This window comes from Streptomyces sp. NPDC086989, from assembly GCF_044745505.1.
Lineage (GTDB): Bacteria > Actinomycetota > Actinomycetes > Streptomycetales > Streptomycetaceae > Streptomyces.
Map to the genome: position 1 here is coordinate 100,144 of NZ_JBIVAL010000015.1, position 20,955 is coordinate 121,098.

Annotated in this window: 20 protein-coding genes and 3 pseudogenes; 16 read left to right on the forward strand and 7 right to left on the reverse strand. The window is 70.6% G+C overall.

The window, feature by feature from the left end; genetic code table 11:
• Nucleotides 1–247: 247 nt before the first annotated feature.
• Complete coding sequence (locus ACIPK4_RS30965; RefSeq protein ID WP_402318741.1) at nucleotides 248–751, forward strand: DUF402 domain-containing protein; 504 nt, start codon at nucleotides 248–250, stop codon at nucleotides 749–751.
• 16 nt (nucleotides 752–767) lie between these two features.
• Here ACIPK4_RS30965 and ACIPK4_RS30970 read toward each other — a convergent pair whose 3' ends face one another.
• On the reverse strand, nucleotides 768–1,211 hold the full coding sequence (locus ACIPK4_RS30970) for a hypothetical protein (RefSeq protein ID WP_402318743.1): 444 nt from the start codon (nucleotides 1,209–1,211) through the stop codon (nucleotides 768–770).
• 368 nt (nucleotides 1,212–1,579) lie between these two features.
• Between ACIPK4_RS30970 and ACIPK4_RS30975 the strand changes: the two genes are divergently transcribed.
• The 4 genes and pseudogenes from ACIPK4_RS30975 (at nucleotide 1,580) to ACIPK4_RS30990 (ending at nucleotide 3,769) form a co-directional block, all read left to right on the forward strand.
• Nucleotides 1,580–2,065 (forward strand): hypothetical protein, encoded by a 486-nt coding sequence (locus ACIPK4_RS30975; protein WP_402318746.1) that lies wholly within the window; start codon nucleotides 1,580–1,582, stop codon nucleotides 2,063–2,065.
• Nucleotides 1,975–2,697, forward strand: a complete 723-nt coding sequence (locus ACIPK4_RS30980; RefSeq protein ID WP_402318749.1) for a sensor histidine kinase — start codon at nucleotides 1,975–1,977, stop codon at nucleotides 2,695–2,697. The genes ACIPK4_RS30975 and ACIPK4_RS30980 overlap by 91 nt, the downstream gene beginning before the upstream one ends.
• Nucleotides 2,698–2,868: 171 nt before the next feature.
• Nucleotides 2,869–3,180, forward strand: a pseudogene (locus tag ACIPK4_RS30985) (response regulator transcription factor); the annotation flags it as partial.
• 289 nt (nucleotides 3,181–3,469) lie between these two features.
• Nucleotides 3,470–3,769 carry a DUF6342 family protein gene (locus ACIPK4_RS30990; protein WP_402318751.1) on the forward strand — a complete coding sequence of 100 codons (300 nt, stop codon included), beginning with the start codon at nucleotides 3,470–3,472 and terminating at the stop codon, nucleotides 3,767–3,769.
• A gap of 839 nt (nucleotides 3,770–4,608) precedes the next feature.
• Here the strand turns inward: ACIPK4_RS30990 and ACIPK4_RS30995 are convergent.
• Nucleotides 4,609–5,064 (reverse strand): hypothetical protein, encoded by a 456-nt coding sequence (locus ACIPK4_RS30995; RefSeq protein WP_402318753.1) that lies wholly within the window; start codon nucleotides 5,062–5,064, stop codon nucleotides 4,609–4,611.
• A gap of 365 nt (nucleotides 5,065–5,429) precedes the next feature.
• Here ACIPK4_RS30995 and ACIPK4_RS31000 point away from each other — a divergent pair.
• The 5 genes and pseudogenes from ACIPK4_RS31000 to ACIPK4_RS31020 form a co-directional block, all read left to right on the forward strand.
• Nucleotides 5,430–5,529: pseudogene (locus ACIPK4_RS31000) on the forward strand (dienelactone hydrolase family protein); the annotation flags it as partial.
• A gap of 329 nt (nucleotides 5,530–5,858) precedes the next feature.
• Nucleotides 5,859–6,785 carry an endonuclease/exonuclease/phosphatase family protein gene (locus ACIPK4_RS31005; RefSeq protein ID WP_402319052.1) on the forward strand — a complete coding sequence of 309 codons (927 nt, stop codon included), beginning with the start codon at nucleotides 5,859–5,861 and terminating at the stop codon, nucleotides 6,783–6,785.
• A 46-nt stretch (nucleotides 6,786–6,831) separates the two neighbouring features.
• On the forward strand, nucleotides 6,832–7,641 hold the full coding sequence (locus tag ACIPK4_RS31010) for a response regulator transcription factor (RefSeq protein ID WP_402318756.1): 810 nt from the start codon (nucleotides 6,832–6,834) through the stop codon (nucleotides 7,639–7,641).
• 16 nt (nucleotides 7,642–7,657) lie between these two features.
• Nucleotides 7,658–8,974, forward strand: a complete 1,317-nt coding sequence (locus tag ACIPK4_RS31015) for a sensor histidine kinase (protein ID WP_402318759.1) — start codon at nucleotides 7,658–7,660, stop codon at nucleotides 8,972–8,974.
• Nucleotides 8,975–9,030: 56 nt separating this feature from the next.
• Nucleotides 9,031–9,494: pseudogene (locus tag ACIPK4_RS31020) on the forward strand (lamin tail domain-containing protein).
• A gap of 345 nt (nucleotides 9,495–9,839) precedes the next feature.
• Here ACIPK4_RS31020 and ACIPK4_RS31025 read toward each other — a convergent pair.
• A complete protein-coding gene (locus tag ACIPK4_RS31025) occupies nucleotides 9,840–11,504 on the reverse strand; it encodes a beta-1,3-glucanase family protein (protein ID WP_402318761.1) in 1,665 nt (554 codons plus the stop codon).
• A gap of 110 nt (nucleotides 11,505–11,614) precedes the next feature.
• Nucleotides 11,615–12,874, reverse strand: a complete 1,260-nt coding sequence (locus tag ACIPK4_RS31030; RefSeq protein WP_402318763.1) for a family 16 glycosylhydrolase — start codon at nucleotides 12,872–12,874, stop codon at nucleotides 11,615–11,617.
• Between the two features lie 540 nt (nucleotides 12,875–13,414).
• Here ACIPK4_RS31030 and ACIPK4_RS31035 point away from each other — a divergent pair.
• The 4 genes from ACIPK4_RS31035 (at nucleotide 13,415) to ACIPK4_RS31050 (ending at nucleotide 15,206) form a co-directional block, all read left to right on the forward strand.
• Nucleotides 13,415–13,675 (forward strand): hypothetical protein, encoded by a 261-nt coding sequence (locus ACIPK4_RS31035; protein ID WP_402318766.1) that lies wholly within the window; start codon nucleotides 13,415–13,417, stop codon nucleotides 13,673–13,675.
• Between the two features lie 376 nt (nucleotides 13,676–14,051).
• On the forward strand, nucleotides 14,052–14,516 hold the full coding sequence (locus ACIPK4_RS31040) for a hypothetical protein (RefSeq protein WP_402318769.1): 465 nt from the start codon (nucleotides 14,052–14,054) through the stop codon (nucleotides 14,514–14,516).
• 37 nt (nucleotides 14,517–14,553) lie between these two features.
• Complete coding sequence (locus tag ACIPK4_RS31045; protein ID WP_402318772.1) at nucleotides 14,554–14,871, forward strand: hypothetical protein; 318 nt, start codon at nucleotides 14,554–14,556, stop codon at nucleotides 14,869–14,871.
• An 8-nt stretch (nucleotides 14,872–14,879) separates the two neighbouring features.
• Nucleotides 14,880–15,206, forward strand: coding sequence for a DUF4288 domain-containing protein (locus tag ACIPK4_RS31050; RefSeq protein WP_402318774.1), 327 nt, complete (start codon nucleotides 14,880–14,882; stop codon nucleotides 15,204–15,206).
• Between the two features lie 206 nt (nucleotides 15,207–15,412).
• Here ACIPK4_RS31050 and ACIPK4_RS31055 read toward each other — a convergent pair whose 3' ends face one another.
• A complete protein-coding gene (locus ACIPK4_RS31055; protein WP_402318777.1) occupies nucleotides 15,413–16,081 on the reverse strand; it encodes a hypothetical protein in 669 nt (222 codons plus the stop codon).
• A 741-nt stretch (nucleotides 16,082–16,822) separates the two neighbouring features.
• Between ACIPK4_RS31055 and ACIPK4_RS31060 the strand changes: the two genes are divergently transcribed.
• Nucleotides 16,823–17,416 carry a hypothetical protein gene (locus ACIPK4_RS31060; RefSeq protein ID WP_402318780.1) on the forward strand — a complete coding sequence of 198 codons (594 nt, stop codon included), beginning with the start codon at nucleotides 16,823–16,825 and terminating at the stop codon, nucleotides 17,414–17,416.
• Nucleotides 17,417–17,818: 402 nt separating this feature from the next.
• On the opposite strand, the gene ACIPK4_RS31065 is transcribed toward ACIPK4_RS31060, so the two are convergent.
• Both ACIPK4_RS31065 and ACIPK4_RS31070 read right to left on the reverse strand, forming a co-directional pair.
• Nucleotides 17,819–18,841, reverse strand: a complete 1,023-nt coding sequence (locus tag ACIPK4_RS31065; protein WP_402318783.1) for an alcohol dehydrogenase — start codon at nucleotides 18,839–18,841, stop codon at nucleotides 17,819–17,821.
• Between the two features lie 631 nt (nucleotides 18,842–19,472).
• Nucleotides 19,473–19,991: a hypothetical protein gene (locus ACIPK4_RS31070; RefSeq protein WP_402318785.1), complete on the reverse strand. Its 519-nt coding sequence runs from the start codon at nucleotides 19,989–19,991 to the stop codon at nucleotides 19,473–19,475.
• A gap of 456 nt (nucleotides 19,992–20,447) precedes the next feature.
• Between ACIPK4_RS31070 and ACIPK4_RS31075 the strand changes: the two genes are divergently transcribed.
• Nucleotides 20,448–20,879 carry a hypothetical protein gene (locus tag ACIPK4_RS31075; RefSeq protein WP_402318788.1) on the forward strand — a complete coding sequence of 144 codons (432 nt, stop codon included), beginning with the start codon at nucleotides 20,448–20,450 and terminating at the stop codon, nucleotides 20,877–20,879.
• Nucleotides 20,880–20,955: the final 76 nt, after the last annotated feature.

The window sequence follows — 20,955 nt, forward strand, 5'->3', positions numbered from 1 at the left end:
CACTAATACGCCTCTTGACGACGCCCGGTCCGCCCGGAGAAATCCTCGGTACCGCGACCCCGTGACAGGTGGATCCAGGTGCTGCGGTCGCCGGCGCTCTCTGCCTCCCCGGGCGCCCCGCCACGGCCGACGCCGATTGCCCCCGCGTCACCCCATGCCTGGCTTTTCCGTGGAGCGTTCGTGGCGCCGCACCGATTGGCCGGCGCCACCGAGTTAGCGTCTTGGGGTGATCAAAGAGGGCTCTTCCGTGCTGGTCGTCGTCCGGAAGTACGACGGCAGTCTGAGCGCGCAATGGACTGCCGTCTGTCTGGGCAAGGACGAGCACGGCGTATGGCTGGGAACGGAGCAGGGTGTTCCCGTCAGTTCGTCCACGGGCGAGCAGCCAGGCCGGTACGCGTACGTGGTGTTGGTCCCGCGCGATGGGTGGTGGACCGCCACGTTCTGTGCGGACCCGGGTCCGGAGGTGTATTGCGACGTGTGCACGATTCCCGAGTGGAACGCGGACGAGACCGTCGTGAGCATGGTGGACCTCGATCTCGATGTCGTGCGGCCTCGGGGTGGCGAGGCCCACGTCGAGGACGAAGACCAGTTCGCAGAGCGGCGGATGCGCTACGGATACCCCGACAGCGTCGTCGAGGCGGCCCGGCAGACCTGCGAGTGGTTGATGGAGAGGGTCCGCCGCGAAGGCAATGGCGGTGGCGTAGAACCCTTCGCCTCGGCCTACCGCCACTGGCTCGGCCTCATCGGGTAGGTCCGGATCCGCGCTGTCATCGGTCCTCGCCGGGTTGCCATCCGGCCGGCAGCGCGGGCAGGTCCCCGTGCGTGACCTTGAAGCCTCCTTCGGTGGCCGGGGCGAAGGGAGCAGGGGCCATGCACGTGCCGACCCTGGGCGCGACCGGCTTGCCGTCGACGACGTCGAGGTTGGCGACGCCCCAGCTGAAGGCGAGCCGGCCGCGGCCCGGGCCCCCGCTCTTGACGCTGAACCCGTAACGGGTGCCGACCTCTTCGGGGTCGGCCGACTCGGTGACCACAGCGGTGAGCGTCGCGGGGTCGCCGCCGGTGACCAGGCAGTCCACGGCGGCCTCCGCCGTCCGGGTCTCCTTCGTCCTGGCCACCGCGTGGGAGATGGTGACGGTGCCGCGGGCGTCGGTGGGCATCCCCTTCGGCAGCCGGTCGAGGGGGCGGCTGAAGGGCGCCGCGGTCGCGTCCACGGTGAAGCGGATCTCGTCGTCGGGCGCGTAGGCGTAGAAGATCCGTCCCTGCCCGCTGACCTCGGCAGGGCCGCTCGGCTTGTTCGCGGAGGCGGAGGACGGTCCGCTCAGAGGGCGAAGACCGTCGCGACGGCCATCGCCCCGACGGCGATCCGGCGGCGCGGGGTGGAGAGGATGCCGGACATGCGGGCCCCTTCGGTCGGTGGGCCGCCGTCTCGGCGGCCGTGGTCTCGGGTGCGGGCTCCACCCTCGCTCCGGCAGCGGAGCCCGGACCATCTGCCGATCAGCGGATCTCACGCTCCTGCGGGCCGTTCCCCTCTGCCGTTCGGCAGAGGGAGCGCAACGGCACCCGCCCGTAGGATCAAGGAGTGGGGAAGACCGAGAACTCGGCGCGCCGAGATGTCGTCCTGACCGCAGCCGCCGTTGCCACGGGGTGTACGGCCCTCGGGGCCGTCACCGCCGTGTACGGCGGCATGTCGAAGCCCTACGGGGCGCCGTCGGCGATCAGCGCCGCGACGACGCTGCTGTGGGTCCTGGCCTGCTGGCCCCGCTCGCGCGAACGCCTCGCCCTGCCCCTCTCGTTCACTGCAGCCCTGTCCCTGGCCACCACTGCCCTCGCGACCCCGCCCACCGGGCCCGGTGCGTCGTGGGCGAGAGTCGTGGAAGTGACCGTCCTGCTGGTACTGCTCGTCGTCGCGGCCCGCTGGGCCCCCTTGCGGCAGGCAGCGGGGACGGTCGTGCCGGCGGGTGCGGCGGTGGCGGCATGGACGCTGCCGCTGGTGCCCGAGGCCTCGCTGCTGTCGCTCGCCGGAGCGGCGGCGTTCTGGTCCCTGCCCGTACTGGGTGCTGGCTGACGGAACACCGCAGGCAGCGTCTGGTCGTCGAGACCCGGCGTTCCCAGCAGCTCGAACTCGCGCGGGACCTGCACGACTTCGTCGCCCATGACGTCAGCGGCATCGTGGCGCAGGCGCAGGCCGCGCGCTTCGTGGCCACGGCGGACCCCGGGCAGGCCCTTTCGGCCCTGGAGCGCATCGAGGCGGCCGGGCTCAACGCGTTGGCGTCGATGGATCGGATGGTGAAGACGCTCCACGAAGCGGACGGCGGCGACGCCCGTCCGCCGGGGGCCGACGCTGTCGCGCCGCTGCCCGGCGTGGACGGGCTGGCCGCTCTCGTCGCACAGTTCTCCTCCGCGGGCCCGGCCCTGGCGGCGCGTCTGCATGTGGCGCCCGGCGCCACGGACGGCCTCTCGCGGGCCACCGGTTCGACGGCCTACCGGGTGGTCGTCGAAGCCCTCACCAACGTCCGGCGCCACGCCCCAGGCGCCTCCCGGGTCGAGGTGACCTCACCCCTGCCCGCACCTGCGACGGCGCGCCCGCGCTCCGGATCGAGGTGGCCGACGACGGCGGCAGCGGGCGGAACGGCGACCGGGCAAGCCCGCGTACGACCCTGCGGCGGGCGGGGGAAGGCCACGGCGGGCGCGGTCTGAGCGGCATGCGCGAGCGCGTACGGGCCACGGGTGGCACGCTGCGCTACGGGCGCTACGGGCGCTACGGGCGCTGCGGGCGCTGCGCTGCGGCGAAGGCGGCTGGCGGCTCGTCGCCGTACTGCCTGTGGCGCCGGAGGCGGCAGGCGCCCCCGTACCGGTGGAGCACTCCCCGTGAACCACGCACCGACCCGCATCCTGCTGGCCGACGACCAGGACGACGTCCGCAGCGGCTTCCGGCTCGTCCTTGACTCACAGCCCGACATGACCGTGGTGGGCGAGGCCGCCGACGGAGCCACGGCATTCGAGCTGGCCCGTAGCCTGCGGCCGGACGTGGTCCTCGCCGACATCCGCATGCCGCGGCTCGACGGCCTCGAACTCACCCGCCGCCTGGCGGGCCCGCAGGCCCCGCATCCCACCCGGGTCATCGTCGTGACCACGTTCGACCTCGACGCGTACGTGCACACCGCCCTGCACAACGGCGCACCATGAGTCGGCAGGCCCGGTACAGGCCGATCGGACTGCCGCGGCAGGCCGGCACTTCGGAGGCGACCTGCGGATCGGGGCCAACCGGTGGGTCAGCACGGTGATTTTCGGGCATTCGCGCCCTCTGGAGGCTTGAACGCTGATTCTGGCCTGTCTGGGCGCAAAACCGGTCACGTGTAGAACTCCCCGTTACTTTGCGCGGACTCTCTGTATAGGTTCTGTCGTGGTTTCGGGCGTCCCTACGCCCGGACCGCAGGCCCATCCACCGGATGCTGAAGGGGGAAGTCACATGGCTGACATCGATCTCGGAGTGGCGTCGGACTGGGACGAGGGGGACACCCACGGCCGCATCAAGCTGCGGCAGAACCAGGTCTATCCGAACTCGCCGAAGAAGGACGTGCTCATCAGCTCCCCGGTGAGCATCGAGCTGTCCGTGAACTCGAACTACTCCAGCTCGCAGGAGGCGGACAAGATCTACTTCACGACCCACCACGGGTCGACGAAGAAGATCATCGCGGTGCTCGACTCCGACGGGAACCTGCAGATCGCAGGGCGCCTGATCACCGAGCAGAAGGATCTCCGCTACTAGCGGGTCCCTCCTGGGCAGCCCCCAAGCGAGCGGCGAGGCCGTTTGACCGCTTGAGCCTTTCCGCCTCGCACCCGCACAACACGAGGGCCCGCACGGCCGAACAGGCCGGCGGGCCCTTTTGTCAAGGATCGGGGCCGACATGACACCGGCCTCGTGAACGTCACCATGCGTGGCCCTGCCCGTCGGCTTCGCCCTCCAGAATCACACCCCGCAGGGTGCGTGCGTCACTGCGCGCAGCAGTTCCCACAGGGGCCGGAGCCGACGGGTCGCTCGTCGATCGGCTGGATGAGCCCTGCGACCGCGGTGGTGGAAGCAGACGCTTCACCGCCGGACCCGGGCCAGCCCACGCCAACTACGGGCTCAGGCCATGGGCCGGTACGGGCGGCGCGCTCCGTCGGGATGCGGCCCCTTTGCAGCCCCGGTGGCGAGGGTCGCACCCCGTGTTCCCGGCGTGCTCCAGGGCACCACAGGCAGGGCTGTCGGTGAGCAGCAGCGACATCCTGCCTCCCCCCGTACGCGCGTGGTTTTGGGCGAGTCGCCCCACGTGGTCGCTCACGCTGCCGGGGCCGTACGCCCCACCGCTCGCGGCTCGCGGCTCGCGAGCGGCAACGCCCTTGTCCATCCTGCGTGTTGCCTTACGATCGCCCCGCTTCGCACTGTGTCGCGAGAGCGGCAGCAGGCGTCCCGCTGCGACTACAGCGTCGCCCAGCAGCCACTGCCCGAGAGGCTCCCGAGAGGCTGACGGGCGCCGGGGTCTTGCCTGGGGCCGGTCACGTGGGGGCGGTGCGGGCGGAGGCCGCGTCGGCGACCCGCTCGGGCGAGTCGCCGGGCGGCGGGCGTCAGCAGGTGAGGGTGACCTCGTGCACGACCGGCCGGGGTGCCCAGGGGAAGGAGGCCACGCCGAACGTGCCGCGGACCGTAGTGCCACAGGGGACGGTGCTCGCCGGACCGCGCACGTCGAGCGTCGTGGTGGTGAAGATGACGGGCCTGTCCTCCGTGAGGGGCGGGGTGCCGGCGCCCACGACCTCCGTGGACAGCGTGGTGGACAGCTGCTTCGTGGCGGGCGTCGGGCTGCCCGGAGAGGGCGGCCCGGCGAGGCTGATCCTGCCGTAGAACTGCACCGTGTTGCCGGTGACCTCCGCGCACAGCCGGGTGAGCAGGCCTGCCTGGAGACCCGAGTTCCCGCAGGTTGTCACGGTCTGGTCGGCGGCGGTCTCGGGGGCCGCGGCGGCCGGGCCGGCGGCCAGAGCCATCAAACCGGCAACGCTGACTGCGAGAAGGGCTAAGCGGTTCATGGGGACGTGCTCTCCTTGTGTCTTCGCTGGTGCGGGCCAGGTCATCGACCCGCCCTGTGTGATGTGATATTTCACATCACACGCGAAGTTGTGGTGATCGCGCCATGAACCCCATCCGTCAGGGCGGTGAACTCTCCGGCGGACCTGAACTGACACTCCCGGAACGCGATGACGGCCTCTCCGCCACCCGCGCTGCCACCATGAGCTCATGGCCCGGCTCAGCCGTTCCGCCGACCGCTGACCCGACCCGCCTTCGGGGTGAGCGCACGCGCCCGCAACCACCCGGGCCAGCGGCAGAACACCGGCCCCACCATGCTCGACGATCACCAAAGTCCAGGCTCGGGACGACCGTTGCAACGCGCACGATCGAAATACGCGGCCCACGGTCGGATGACGACCGGGCACCTCGCGCTCCCGGCTGGTGTCGACCGCCGGCCCACGGTGCTGCTCGGGAGGCTCGGTATCCGCCGTGCGCCTCTGCTCGACCGGCCTCGGCCGTGGTGGCACCCGGATCGGGCGGACGCAGCCCGGGCCGAGGCGGCCGTTACCGCGCATCGTCAGGGTGCTCCCTAGGACCGATACCCAGCTGAAACGCAACTGCAGGGCCCTCGAAGGGCTCTCCTGATGCCCTGGAAGCGCGCCTCTCCGAGGCTGTGCCGGTACCGGATCACCGGCGTACGCGACATCGGAAGGCAATTGCCGTGCTGAGCACCCCGTACCGTCCTGAGGCCACCGGGGAAGAGGAGCCGCCCGGCCCGCTTCCGCCTCCTCCCGTCGGCCGCTCCCGCGCACTCGTGTCCACCGGCCGCGGCCGGCTGACCGCCGCCGGCGCGGTGTGTGCGGCCCTCACGATGGCCCTGCACACCTGGATCCCGAACGGGGCCATCAACCTCGGCAGCCTGTTCCAGACCTTCCTGCCCTGGGCCGGACTGAGCGTCCCCGTCCTCCTCCTGGTGGCGGCGGTACGCCGCTCCCGGCTCGCGGCCGTCGCCGTCCTGGCCCCCGTGGCCGCCTGGAGCTGCCTTTTCGGCGGGACCCTCACCGACAAACGGTCCGAGCGATCCGGCGGCGGGAACTTCACCGTAGTCAGTCACAACGTGGACGAGGAAAATCCCGATCCGGCGCGGACCGCGCGAGCGCTCGCCGCATCGGGCGCGGACGTACTGGCCCTGGAGGAGATGTCCTCGAAGGCCACGCCCGTCTACGAGCGCGAGCTTGCCGCCGGCTATCCGTACCGCTCCGACACCCTCGGCGTCAGACTGTGGAGCAAGCACCCGCTGAACGGCGTGGAAGCGGTGCCCATCATGCCGTGGACGCGTGCCGTACGGGCCACCGTCGAGACCCCGGGCGGCCCCGTCGCGGTCTTCGCCGCCCACCTCGCTTCGGTACGCGTGACCCCGGTCGCCGGGTTCACCACCGCCCGCCGCAATGATGCGGCCCGGAATCTGGCCGCGGCCGTGCGGGCGGAGCCGCTGGCACGGGTCGTCGTGATGGGTGACTTCAACGGGACGGCGGAGGACTCGGCCCTGCGACCGGTGACCTCCCAGCTGACCTCCGCGCAGCGCGAGGCGGGCGCCGGCTTCGGCTTCACCTGGCCCGCTCCGTTCCCCCTGGTCCGCATCGACCAGATCCTGGTGAAGGGGGTGAGCGTGACCTCGTCGTGGACCCTTCCCGCCACCGGCAGCGACCACCTCCCCGTCGCGGCCTCCCTCCGGCTGTGACCGCACCGCAGACCGCAGGCCCCACTGACTAGGATGAACTCCACAAATGTCCGTTTCTGATCAGGTAGGTGGCGTGTCGGAACCCCGGGTCCCAGACCCCGTCAGCGTCCTCGTCGTCGAGGACGACGCCACCATCCGCCGCGCCGTGCAGCTGTCCTTGGAGCGGTACGGCTATCAGGTCGCGGTGGCCGTGAACGGACTCGACGGCCTGGAGGCGTTCCGGGCCGGCAGGTACGACCTGCTGATCCTGGACGTGATGCTGCCCGAGCTGGACGGCATCGGACTGTGCCGCCGGATCCGCGAGGAGAGCCTGGTCCCGGTCCTCATGATGTCCGCGCGTGGGGACGCCCTCGACGTGGTGTCGGGACTGGAGGCGGGCGCCGACGACTACGTCGTCAAGCCCGTCGACACCCCCGTCCTCGTCGCCCGTATCCGGACGCTGCTGCGCCGCGCCACCTTCCGGCCCGCCGGACCGGAGGCCGTTCCGGCGCGGGGGGCCGGACCCGTGAATCCCGCAGTCGTCTCCGCGAATCGCGCAGTCGCACCCGGGGATGCCGGGACGACCCCCGGGGAGCTGGTCTTTGGGGACCTGTCCGTGAACACCCTCGGTCTGGAGGTACGCCGGAGCGGACGGCCCGTTCCGCTGACCCCCACCGAGCTGCGGCTGCTGCTGGAGTTCGCGGCGGCTCCTGGCGCCGTGCTCGACCGCCGCCGTCTCCTGCGGGACGTGTGGGACTACGGCTGGGAGGGCGACACCCGGGTCGTCGACCTCTGCGTGCTGCGGCTGCGCAGGAAGATCGGAGCCGAGCGGATCGAGACCGTCCGCGGCTTCGGCTACAAACTCGTCCGCGACTGAGGGGCCGTCCGCACCCATGGCACTCCTCAACCCGCGCGCCCTGCGCTGGAAGATCGCCGCCCTGACCGCGGCCGCCTGCTGCGCGGTGGCCACCGTGATCGGCGTCCTCGTCCACCAGGCGATGGCCGAACGAAGCGACCGCACCGGCGACGAACGCCTCTCCGCACGCCTCGCAGCCGCGGAGCGCGAGTACGCGCGCACGGGCAGCGCGCCGCTCGACGTCGAAGTCCTCACTCCGGAGCGGCTCGACGCACCGCTCGCACGGGCGCTGGCCGCCAAGGACCCGGCCGCTCTGTACGCGATCTGGAACGACCGCAAACCCCCCAACTGGTACTGGATGTGGGCGGCCATGCCCGTCAAGGGCGGCCGGGTACTCGTCGCCCGGACGGACATGAGCTCCGAGGTGCGCGGCCTTCAGCTCCTGGACCGCAGCATCATCAAGGCCGTGCTCGCCGCCCTCCTGGTCGTCGTACCGCTCGCCGCCCTGGCCACCGAACCGATGAACCGCAGGCTGCGCCGGGGCTCCCGCACGGCCCGCGCCATCGCCGACGGCGACCTCGACGCCCGGATCGGACCGGGCGGCCGGGCCCGTGACGAGATCACCGAGATGTCGGCGGCCGTGGACGAGATGGCTGCGGCCCTGCAGCAAAAACTGGAGGGCGAGCGCCGCTTCACCGCGGACGTCGCGCACGAACTGCGCACCCCGCTGATGGGGCTGTCCACCGCCGCCGCGCTTCTCCCAGAGGGCGACGAGGTGGCCGACCTCGTCCGGGACCGTGCCCGGGCCCTGAACGGGCTGGTCGAGGACCTCCTGGAGATCTCCCGGCTCGACGCCGGCGCCGAACGGGCGCGGACCGACGCGGTGCCGCTGGGCGAACTGGTCACCGACATCGTCCGCCGCACCGGAACGCCGACCGCCGTGGCGATCCGAGCCCCCAGGATCCTGGAGACCGACCCGCGCCGGGTGGAACGGATCGTGGTCAACCTCGTCACCAACGCCCACAGGCACGGAGCCGAACCCGTCGAAGTCGCCGTGGAGGCCACCGACACGGGCGCGCGGATCCTCGTACGGGACCAGGGGCCCGGCTATCCCGCTGCGCTGCTCACGGAAGGCCCGCAACGCTTTCGTACGGGAAGCCCCGAGCGCGGGCGCGGGCACGGACTCGGGCTGACCATCGCGCTCGGGCAGGCGGGCGTCCTCGGTGCCAGGCTGGCCTTCGCGAACGCTCCGGAGGGGGGCGCGGTCGCCACCCTCGACCTGGACGACGGACGCGGTGCCCATTCCGCGCTTCCTTGCGCGCTGGCGCAGAGAGGTGAGGCGCCGACTCCGTAGCGGCAGGTCGGTACGGGGCCGGCTGCTGGGGTGCTGTTCTTGAGGGAGCGTCACTCATGACTTCTGCTTCTTCCGTCCGGCGTATCGCCGCCACCGTCCTGGCCGCCGGCGCAGTCGTCGGCGCGGCCGCGTTGCCGGCCACCGCGCAGGACCACGGCCGGCGCCAGCACCCGCGTGTGGAGATCCGCCGGGTCCGGGCCGACAGCCCCGGACGCGACGACCCCTCGAACCGCTCCCTGAACAACGAGTGGGTGGAGATCACCAACACCACCCGCGACGCCATCAACCTGCGCGGCTGGACACTGCGCGACGCGGACGGCAATCGCTACCGCTTCGACAACGTCCGCCTGGCCGGGCGTGCCACGATCCGCATCCACACCGGCGCCGGCCACAACACCCGCACCGACCTGTCCAGAACAGCCGCGAGTACATCTGGGGCAACAACGGCGACACGGCCACGCTGCGCGGTGACCGCGGCCGCACGGTTGACACGGAGTCCTGGGGCCGAGGTCACCACTGACCCTGCGGGGTTGGGTGCTGAGGGCCGCCTGGACGGTGGGTGGCCCTCGGCATTCGGTGCCCGCACGGCCGTGCGGGGCACCGGCGCCCCGTGGGCGAGTGCGGGCCGTCACCCTTTGACCGGGTGGCGGCCCGCACGACCGGGCTGGTGCTGTGTTCGGCGGGCTCCCCCCTGCACGCGCTTCGACCAGATGTCGGTGCGGGTGATGAAGTGGCAGGACTGCGACGACTTCTGTAGCGGGGAGTAATCCCGCCCGCCGCACCCCGCGGTCCGGCACGACACGTCTGCGGCGCCTGGCCCGCCTTTTCCTCCGGTGATCCATCAGGGATTACGGGACAGCCCTTGCTAGGCGAAGGAGAACCAGTTGACGTTGACGAAGTCGGAGGACTGGCCGCTGTCGAAGGTCAGATAGACGTCGTGGGTTCCGGTGGTGCGGCGGATGTCGGCGGGGACGGTGCGCCAGGCCTGCCAGCCGCCGGTGTTGGCGACGGCGAAGCCGCCGACCGGGCTGGCTGTGGGGCTGTCGAGACGGACCTGGACCAGGCCGCTGACTCCGCCGGCGGCCCCTGAAGCGACGCGGGCGTCGAAGCGGGTGGCGCCGGTGGAGCCGAAGGCCACGGCCGAGAACTTGAGCCAGTCGCCGTTGGACAGATGACCGACGGCGGATCCGCCGCCGCCGTCGGAGCAGGCCTCGACCTGTGCTCCGGACTGGGCATTGAACGACTCGGCCTGGATGGTGGTGAAGGCGCTGCCCCCGCCGCCGGGGGCGGTGGCGGTCGGCGTCGGGGCCGGTGTGCCGCCGTCGGACAGACCGCCGACCGTGATGGTCCAGCGGCCGGGGGTGCCGGACTGCACCTTGCCCTCGAAGTCGACTCCGGCCGGGTGCACGTCGTCGTACGGGAAGGCGTACCCGAGATGGTCGGGGGTGGTGTTGTGCAGGATGCGGGCGTAGTGGTTGGTGCGCGGCCGGGTGTAGAAGGCTGCGGGGTCCTCGGCGGTCGGCTGGTGGGGGTTGTCCAGCAGGGTGGTGCGGTTGAAGGCGGCGGCGATCCGTGCGCTGAGATTGCCCATCAGGTCGTTGCCCGTGGTGAAGGGTGCGTCGCTGCAGGAGAAGATCGACAGGGTGGACGGCTTGGCGAAGCTGCCGACTCCGGGGAAGGCGAGGACATCGCCGTTCACCCGGCCGGTGACGGTTCCCCAGCTGAACTGGGTGTCGATGCGCAGGTCGGTGGAGCGGTACTTGTTCCACACCTCGTCCACGTAGCCGTCGAAGTAGCCGCGGAACAAGGCGTTGTTGCCGCGGATCGCCAGGTTGGGGCTCAGTACGCGCATGTCGCGGCCGCCCGCGGTGACGATCAGCCGGCTCCAGTCGCTGCCGTCGGCGGCGGACTGGGCCCGCAGAGCGGCGGTGATCCGGGACAGTCCGTCGGCGGGCAGCCCGCGCACCGTCTGGGTGCCTTGGCCGGTCTCCAGTTGGAAGGCGATGGGCAGCGAGACCATGTCGACGAACGTGATGTTGGCGTACAACTGGTCGCTGTTGAAGGTGAACTCGCAGAAGTCGTGGGCGACGTTCGCGTTGGGGTCGGTAGGGTTGCTCACCGACGGCAGGGCCAGACCGCCGCCGCGGTTCACCAGGAAGGTGAGCTTCGTGCCGATGGAGAAGTAGATACGGCCGCTGTCCAGGCGCGGCAGCGTCACCCTCCGCGCTCCGGCCCCGGACGCGTTGAGCGGGATGGCACAGTCGACCCCGAGCGGGGTCTGATCGTTGGCCGGAGCCGGCGGGTGGTGCAGGCTGAGGCCGTTGGCCTGGAGGAAGGCCCAGGTGCCGCCGGCCGCGGGGTCACGGCCGAGCACATAGGCGTACACCGTGTTGTTGCCGGTGGTGTTCACCAGGTCCAGGGGGAGCGTGGCGGTGGTGGACGCGTGGGCGCCCATCTCGAGCCAGGCTGCCGCGGCGGGCACGGCCAGGGCCAGGCCCGCTGTCGTGGCGAGGAGTTTCCTGCGGGGCATGGTTCGTTGGTGGCGAGCCGTCACGGTGGGGGTCCGTTCTTCGTGGGGTCGGGCGGGGGAGCGGTCGGACGCAGGGACCGGGGAGAAGGAAGGGCGGCGGGGCTGGTGGGTCAGCCGACCGTCCACTTCTGGTTGGCGGCGCCGGTGCAGGTCCAGGTCTGCAACCGGGTTCCGTCGGCGGAGGAGTTGCCCTTGGCGTCCAGGCACTTGCCCGCACCGGTGTTGGTGAGGTCGCGGGCGGCGGTGTACGTCCACTTCTGGGCGTTGGTGCCGTTGCAGGTGTAGAGCTGGACGACGGCCCCGTCGGCGGTGGACCCGCCCGCGACGTCCAGGCACTTGCCGAGGGCGCGGACGGTGCCGTCGCCTCCGATGGTCCACTGCTGGGCCGCGCTGCCGGTGCAGTCGTGCAGCTGGATGGGGGTGCGGTCGGCGTCGGAGCCGCCGGCGACGTCGACGCACATGCCGCCGAGGCCACGGATCGGGCGCGCGGCGGGGGCGCCGGCGGAGGAGGCGCGGACATAGTCGACGGTCATCGTCTGCGGGAAGGACGTGGAGGCGTCCGGGCTGCCGGGCCAGTCCCCACCGACCGCCAGGTTGAGGATGACGAAGAACGGGTGGTCGAAGACCCACTTGTTGCCGCCGGTGTCGGCCGGCGTGAGGGTCTTGTACGCGGTGCCGTCCACCGACCAGACGATGGAGTTCGGGCTCCAGTCGACGGCGAACACGTGGAAGTCGTCGGCGAAGGCGCGGCCGCCGGGCAGGTTGTACGGGGCGCCGAGGCCGCCCGCTCCGGAGTAGCCGGGGCCGTGCACCGTACCGTGCACGGTGTTGGGTTCGCGGCCGATGTTCTCCATGATGTCGATCTCGCCGCTGCCCGGCCAGCCCACGCTGCCGAGGTCGTTGCCGAGCATCCAGAAGGCGGGCCAGACGCCCTGGCCGCGCGGGATTTTGATGCGGGCCTCGAAGCGGCCGTAGGCCTGGGTGAAGGTTTTGGCGGTGTTCAGCCGGGCCGAGGTGTACTGGCACTGCCCGTACCAACAGCCGAGGCCGGCGTCGGTGTTCTTCCGCGCGGTGATGACGAGGTTGCCCTGGCCGTCGAGCGCGGCGTTCGAGGTGCTGTTGGTGTAGTACTGCAGCTCGTGGTTGCCGAAGCCCGAACCGCCGGCCTCCAGCGTCCACTTGGCGGCGTCAGGAGCGCGGCCGGCCGCGCCGTCGAACTCGTCGGACCAGGTCTGCGCGACAACTGCGGCCCCGGCGGGCGGGGCGACCGAACGGGTGAAGGACATGAGCACCGCCGCGACCAGGGCGGTGGTCACGAGGAGCACGACTCCGCCGAGAGAGCGGCGACGTGCGCGATGGGCAGCAGCCATGGGCGAGGTTCCTTGTCTGGGTGGGGGAGTAGGAGGGGTGCCGGGCCGGGCAGGGCGTGAAGAATGGCAGGAGGGGTTCGAGAGCGCTCTCAAAGGTGACGCAATGTCACCCGAGACAGCGAGTATTACGGAGGGGTAACCGTCATGGCAACGTCAGACGTCAGTCCTTGCACGCCTCTGAGCTGCGGTTTTCCCTCGCAGCCTTCGGCTTAACGGTCTCTTAAGGCTGGCTTGATGCAGAGAGGCGTGAATCGGAGCCTCACGGCGGCGCTCAGCCCGTCGATCGGTGCACCGGCGTCGGTCCGCGACACCGGACACTCCGACGAGCAGCGCCGCCGGACTGGATCAACACCGTCCGCACCGCGGATCTGCCCCGCCTGCGTGCCTTCGCCGCCGGTCTGGAGAAAGACTGGGACGCCGTGCTCCAAATTCTGAGCACGCGCTGGGGCTCGGGCAGCGGCAGCGGCGTTGTGCCGGCGGGCTACGGCCGACGGTTCGTCCTCGCCGGGGGGTGTGCCGTCGCTGGGAACGCTGCGTGGGATGGTGCGCCGGGATCTGCAGGCGGGGCGGGTGCTGGAGATGGAAATTCCGTCCCGGAACCGGGTCGAAGCCGGCCGCTACGACCGGGTCTTGGCTGAGCTGAAGTTTGAGCGGGCGGGTGAGGGCCTGCCGGTGGTCGACGGGCCGGCGGCCCCGCTGGAGCCCGCGACGGGCGAGGGCGGCCAGGAGCGCACCCGTGCAGGGTTACCGGACTCCGGTGGCAGGCCACCGTCCAAGGGTCGCCCGCATGCGCGCTCCTGAGCAGCGGAAGGTAGCGGCCTTCCATGTGTCGCGTGCGGGCCTCTCGTAGTGCCGGAACCGGCGCGCACGCCGGGCCCGCCAGCCAGCGGCCGGGGGTGTGCTTTGAGCGGGTCCGGCCGGGTTGGGGGCCACCAGCCCGGCGAACAGCGCGATCAGGATCAGGCCGGTAGGGGGCCTCACCATCAACGCGCTCTCGAACAGCCGCTTCCCGCAGGATGCTGTGGCCGCCTGCGGAATGTCGTCCACTGACGCTACGCGGGCTTGCCCCCTTCTTGCCCTTTACGGGTGAGAGTTCCCCTCATTCCGACAACTCACCGTATGGCTGTCGATACTCTCTGTCATTGCAGCTGAAGAGCGCTCACGAAAGGCAGCTTGCATGAGGAACGTCTCCCGGATGTGCGTACTTGCCGCGGTGAACCTGATGACCGCCCTCGCGGCAGTGGCAGGACCGGCCACGGCCGCCCCCGCCGAGGGCGCTCGCAGCGTCGTCCGGGTACTCGACCAGTGCCGGAGTGACGGCACTTCGTTCAGCGACAGGCTCATCCCCGGCCACTGTCTCCGGAACGGCGGCTACCGCCTGGAGATGCAGTATGACGGCAACCTGGTGCTCTACTCCGACTCCCGGGCCTGCTGGGCGAGCGGCACTGACGGGACCAACGAGGTCTACGCGAAGTTCTCCGGGGACTGGAAGCCCGACTCCCCCTACATGACGCTGGAATCGCCCGTCGGGGAACTGCGGAAGTACCGCGGGAAGTACACCGGGCTCCACAAGTCCGGAAACGTCAGCCTCAACAACAAGGGTGAGGTCTGGATCGCCTACGGGAAGATGGCGGGCTGCTGATCCGATGAGCACCCATCACCACGGAGGCTGGTGTTCCGTGCGGAAGCTCGCGATCCGCTGCATGCTGGCCGCTGTCATGGCGTGCGCCGCGCTGACCGGTTCCCATCAGGACGCGGAGGCGGCCAGCGCCCCCGCACGCCTCGCCGCCGAGCGCCATCTCGATGACGCCTGCGCGGCGAACGAGAGCCTGGGGGAGATCGCCACCAACTTCATCTCCCGCTGTCGGCGGGGTTCCATCCGGCAGGTGTTCCCCGGGCAGCACTACGGCGACACGCTCGGCTATCTCAAGGGCTGCCGAGAGAGCTCGTGCAACACCGCATGGAAGCTCCTGAACGACAACCGCTTCAAGAAATAGCCGGGACGATGACCACTTACATCGCTGTCCTGTTGTGTGAGACCTCGGCCGACACCAGCGATCACGCTCCGCTCTACCAGGAAAGCTTCGTCCTGCTGACCGCCGCCGACGAGGCCCGGGCCCGCGAGAAGGCCGAAGTGCACGGCAGGAGCCTGGAGACGAGCTACGAGAACGAAGCCGGCGAGCTGATCACCTGGCGGCTGCGGCATGTCGTCGACGTCGGTGAGGTACTCGACGAGAACCTCACCGACGGCTCGGAGCTGTACGCCCGGCACTTCAGGAACTACGCCGCCTACCGCTCCTTCGAGCCGCTCCTCTCGGGGGAGCAGACCTGACGTACTGACGGACCGTAGGGCTGGGCGCCGGACGCGAAGGCCGCCTCCCTGACCGGTGAACGGCAACGGCAACGGCAACGGCAATCGCGCACACCGCCACGGCCCGGCGGCCCCGCCCGCCCGCTACGCCCGGCTCCGCAGCGACGAGGCGGCGACCTCGTCCTCGATCCCTGTACTGAGCGCACACACCTGTTGGGGTCGAGCGATCACGCAGCCGTCGCCGTGCCAAGGTAAGGGGCGAAATGCTCAGCGACTTCTGCCGCCACAGACACCGCGTCGAGTGTCCCGTCGACTTCGATGACGCGGATGCCGAGGCGGCGGGCGTTCTGTGCTGCGTCCTCGGCGACCAGCCGGTCACGGGCGATACGGTTGGCCTGAGATCGGGCCGGGTCAGTGACAGGGACGTTGAGAGTTCCCGCGCGCGGGAGGGTCCGGAGTTGGTGCTGACGGAAGTCCTCGGTGGGGACGAGGACGACCATGCGCCGGAGTGAGTCGAGCAGCGGCGCAACCAGCTCCGGTCGCAGCCCCCATCCCTCAGCGATCGCCGGCCGGCCGGTGAACAGTGCGCGCAAGTCGTCCAAGGCCCACTCGAAGCGGACCGGGAAGCCGGCCAGTGTCTCGGCGGCCATCTCCTCCGGGCCCTGGTCCAACCAGACGCGGTCGGGGGTGGGATCTTCCACGGGCTCACCCAGGGCGACACGACGTGCGATCCGGCGATCCTGGTGTCCGCGGGCGTCGTGATAGTCGTAGTGGTACACCGTCAATCCGTATTTTCTGGCGATGAGTTCGGCAACGGTGGTCTTGCCGGACCACTGTGCGCCGCCGATCCACAACGCGCGCTGCAGGCTGCCATGTGGATCCCAGACGTCTGACATGAGTGTCCTCCTGTTGGAGAGCGGTGCCGCGGTGCAGCCCTCCGCTCGGGAACGAGTTTCCCGGTTTGACGGCAAAAATTGCAGTCTTGTCTTCGCTGGGCGGTTCGCAGAGAGTGGAAAGGGAGGGGCGGATCGTTCGCCTCGCGCTCCTGGCCGTGGCTGCTGCCCAGGTGCCCGGGAGAAAGCCCATCAGGCCGCCAACCGGGGTTGTGGTCGCGGCGCTGGTGGAAGCCGCCGACCCGGATCAGGGGCGTGCGGCGCTGCGGGGCCCGCTCGGTGCCGGAGTGGCGGCGGAGAAGCTGACGCAGGCTCTGGGGCGCCGCTGCCGACAAGCACCACGTCGGGGTGACCACGGTCCTCCTGTACGACGCTCAGGACGTCGCGCTCCTGCAGGTGGTCCGGGCCCTTCGTGGACTGGCGGGCGGCGCGCACCACCACGGCGGGCTGGCGCTCCCCGCGCGCCGGCCTCCATCCCGCTCGCCCCCGGCAGCGACAGGGTGTGCCTGGCGGAGGTGGCGCGGACAGCCAGGGCAGGCCGGGCTGGGGTCGTGAACTGGCGCCGCCGACGACGACTTCCCGGCCCGGTGGCCGGCACGGACATCCGCGGTGCACGAGGCCGGAAGTCTGTACTCCGCAACAAGCCGATCCCGGCCCGGTGACGAATGACATCCGGCCATCGCCCCGGCCGGATCCCCGGGGCTACGGTCTGCGCGACGGCGGAACTCGCAGAAGGAGAAGGCCATGAGAGCGGTACGGGGGCGGGCGGCCATGGCCGTTCTCGCGGTGTGCGGGATGCTGGCGCTGAGCGCCTGTCAGAACGGTGACGACCAGGCCGCCGCACCGGACGCGAAGCCCAGTGCGGCCGCACCGGCGGCGCCCACCGCCACGACCGCCGTGCCGGCCCCCTCGAAGACCGGCGCGGCGCCCAAGCCCTCGGCGACCGCCACCCCCGGGGGGAAGAATCCCCCGGCCCCGGCCCCGCCCTCCGCGCCGGCCTGCGGCGCCGACCACAGGATGCCGGTCTCGCCCGACACGATCGCCGTGCACCGCTACACGCCCGAGGGCGGTATGACCAACCTCATCGTCCAGCACGGCACGTACGGCTGCCCCGGGCGCTTCGAACCGTCGGGCGCGTGGACGTACATCCCGATCTCGGAGAAGGCCAAGATCACCGCGACGGCGCCGATCCTCCCCTCGGAAGTGATGGGCAAGCCCATCTCCACCAGCGAGCTGACCTCCTGGCTGGACACCCACCCGGACAAGGGCCTCCCCTTCCGCTACCACCTGAACGCGGAAGGGGTCATCGACACCCTCGACGAGATCTACGTGAAGTAGCCCAGTCGCGCAACGCCTCGACCTGCCGCCGCCCACCAGATCCCTGACGGTGCGTCTCAGCAGGAGGGGTCCTGCGGGTGGTCGAGGCAGTGGCGGCAACCGTCCTGGAGCCGTTTGCGGAGGTCCATGGAAGGTGCGGAACCGGGCAGTGGCCCGGCGATCCGGAAGGGCTGGCCGTGGTCGACGACGGCCAGCCTCTTCGGTCGGCCTACTTGAGGCTTACGAAGACACCATGGGGTGTACGCGTGGACCGCCGACCTCGACCTGCTGGTGGAAAGTTTGGCTGAGCGGGTGGCCGACTGGCTGGCCACGGAATCTGTGCAGGAAGCGGCGCTGTCAGTCATCTGACCTTCGCGGCGTGGGGGTGATCCTCCCGCGTCCCACGGGGCGGCAACCCCCGGGTCAGCCGGTGAGGACCATCCGGAAGCGCGCGGCACCCGAGAGCATCTTTTGGTACGCCTCGTCGGTCCGGCTCAGTGGTACCGCCTCGACGATCGGGCGGATTCCGTGCAGCGCGCTAAAAACCATGGTGTCCTCGACGTCCTGCGAGGTGCCGGACGGGTGGCCGCGCACGACGCGTCCGCTCATGAGCAGCTGCATCGGACTGATTTCCAGCGGCTCGGGGGCCGCGCCGATCACCACCAACTCACCGCGGTGCGCCAGGCCGTCCACGGTCGCGGTGATGGCACCGGAGTTGGCTGCCGTGGCCAGCACGACCTTGGCGCCCCCGAGGGACTGCAGTGCGTCCGCAACGCTCGTACCCACCGTGCTGTCCACGTAGTGGTGTGCGCCGAGCTGCTCGGCGAATTCCCTCTTGTCGGCCCCACGGGCGATGGCCACGGTCTCGAAGCCCATCGCCACCGCATACTGCACGGCGAGATGGCCGAGGCCGCCGATGCCGAGTACGGCGACCAGGTCACCCGGCCGCGCGGAACTGCGCCGCAGCCCGTTGTAGGTGGTCACTCCCGCGCAGGCCATGGGTGCCGCATCGCTAGCGGCCAGCGCGTCGGGGATCCGGGCGAGGGCGTCGGACGGCGCGATCACCGCCTCCGCGAACCCCCCGTCGTATGCCCAGCCCGGGACCTTGAGGTTCTCGCAGACGATGAAGTCGCCCTGCCTGCAGGGCGTGCAGTGGCCGCAGCTCCCGCCGAACCAGCCGACGGCGACCCTGTCGCCGACCTGCCAGCCCCGGTCCTGTACCCCGTCGCCCAAGGCTTCGATCCGGCCGGCGACCTCATGGCCGGGGACCAGCGGGAACCGCACGCCCGGAACCTTGGCGCCCACGAAGACGGCGTCGCTGTGGCAGATCCCGCAGGCGTCGACGGCGATGCGCACGTGGCCGGGCGCCGGCTGCGGCACCTCGCGTTCGACGATCTCGAACCGTCCGTCGGGGGAGGTGACCTGCGCGACTCGATACGTACCCATCCGACCCTCTCTCAGACACGACTCGGCACCCCCCGAAGTCCAGCAGAACAGCTCCGCCCCGATCGTGCGCGCCGAGGGTCACATGAGGGTGGTGGAGGCGGAGGGTGTCGTCCGTTACGTGCGGTCACCGTTTTGTTGTCGCGCGGCGGTGGCACCGCGCCAAGAGCGTCAACTTCACCGAAGGGCGATTCACCCGCAAGTGTGGCGGCGGCATGGCGTTTGACGGGGGCTTTCGGTCATGACGGGGGTGTGGGGAGGGGCGAGGCGAGTACGGCGGGGCGGCGGGCCTCCTGCGGCGTGATGCGTGACCGTGTGGCGGGAGCGGTTCGAGGGCGGATTCCGCCAACCCGGCACGTGCGATTGGCCGAGCCCCTGCACGCGCCACCTTTACGGCTTCCGGCCGAAACTCGTACGCCCCGCGCGTCTTGGAGCGGCTGTGTGAGGCAGGACGCGAAGGCGGGCTCGGCGCGGACCACGCAGCGGACGACTCCGCGACGCTGGAACGGTACGTACGCCAGTACCGCGTCGAGATCGCGCCGTACGGTTCGCATCCGGACCGATGCCTGGGCCACGCCTGCCTCACCGGCGAATCGGCGGCCGGGGCTCCCCGACCGCTATCCGGCTCCGTGGTTCAGTTGCTGGTCACAACGGGTGCCGGACCGTCCTTACGGAACGGGTTCGAGCAGTCGAAGAGGGCCTGTCCGCTCCGCTTGTCGTAGTAGAAGGACCCGAAGTAGAGACTCTCGGTGATGTCCTTGTTGACTCGGTCTCTCATCATCCACTCGGCCCCCTCCGGCAGGAGCTTCATGATCTCCGGCGGCACGTTCTTGGGCGCGCCGGGCTTGAACTCCAGAGCGGGGTTCTCCAGGTCCTTCAGCACAGCCTGGTCATCCACCGCATTGAGCACGCCCACGAGGCGGATGTTGTTCTGCGAGGGCAGCGACCGGGACGGCTTGTCCGGGTCGATTCCGCACCACGACGTGGATTCAAGCTGCTTGAACGACGGGAACCGTGAGGTGATCTGGTCGAGCTCGTGCCGTACCTTGCACGTGCCGGCCTCGTCACTCCCGCCCGCCGTGCAGGACGACACCGTCGCTACGGTCAGCAGCGCCGCCGCGGCGGCGCCCCGGAACGACAGCCATCCCGTCATCGCCCGCCCCCTCCCGCACCGGATATGTTCGTGCCGAGGATGTTACCCCTGGTCCAGGAGACGTCCTTGGTGGCGGTTCCTAAGGTCAGGAAGGGCTTGGCGCACCCCAGTTCGGCAAAGCGTCCGTTCTCGCTGTCCAGTCTCGCTGTCCAGCGCACCGCTGCCGACTGCGCCAGCCGTCCTCCCGCCCGGCGCCGCGGTCATCGTCCGACGCGGCGCGGGACGAGCTGTTTGCGGCGATGGGAAGCGATTACGGCAGGGCCCTGCTGTCGTGCCATGTCAGCTCAGGAGCGCGCGCCACCGAGCTGCTGGGCGTCCGCAGGGCCGACATTGACTGGCCCGGTCAGCGCCTGAGGATCGCGTCGAAGAGCACTACGCCGCGTGACGAAGGAGGCTCGACGGCTCCCGGTCCCAAACCGTTTGCCCTCGGTGCCCGGCGCTGTGTGTCATGTGGGCATGAGCAGAACGGCGCAGGTCATCGTGTTGGCGCGGTATGAGGACGAGGTGATGGAGCCGCTGACGCGACCGGACGAGGCCCGCACCTGGCAGGGCTGCTTCGTACAGATCCCCTGGCTCGTAGGAGGCTGGCACATCGAGTTCGAGAAGTCGCATCGGCGCCGTGGGGTGCTCAAGGACCTGGAGTCCCTGCCGTGGAACGAGCCCGCCTGCGTGCAGGTCATGCTCCACGACCAGGACGACGACCTGTTCGGTCTGTGGATGTTCCGCGACGGAGTCCTCGTCGAGGTGGACATCCCGGGCACCCAGCGAGTTCACACCGCAGCGCCGCTGTGGGACGTGGACCCTGGCTTCCTGGTCCGGACCGGTCTGGGCAGGGGAGAGGACCGGCACTCGCCGGAGCACGTACAGGACCCGCGGTTGTCCTGGTGACCCGGCGCAGACAGGGGCCGGACTCCGGCTGAAGGCGCCGCTTGCCGATCCTGCCCGGCGCCGGACCGGTTTCGTC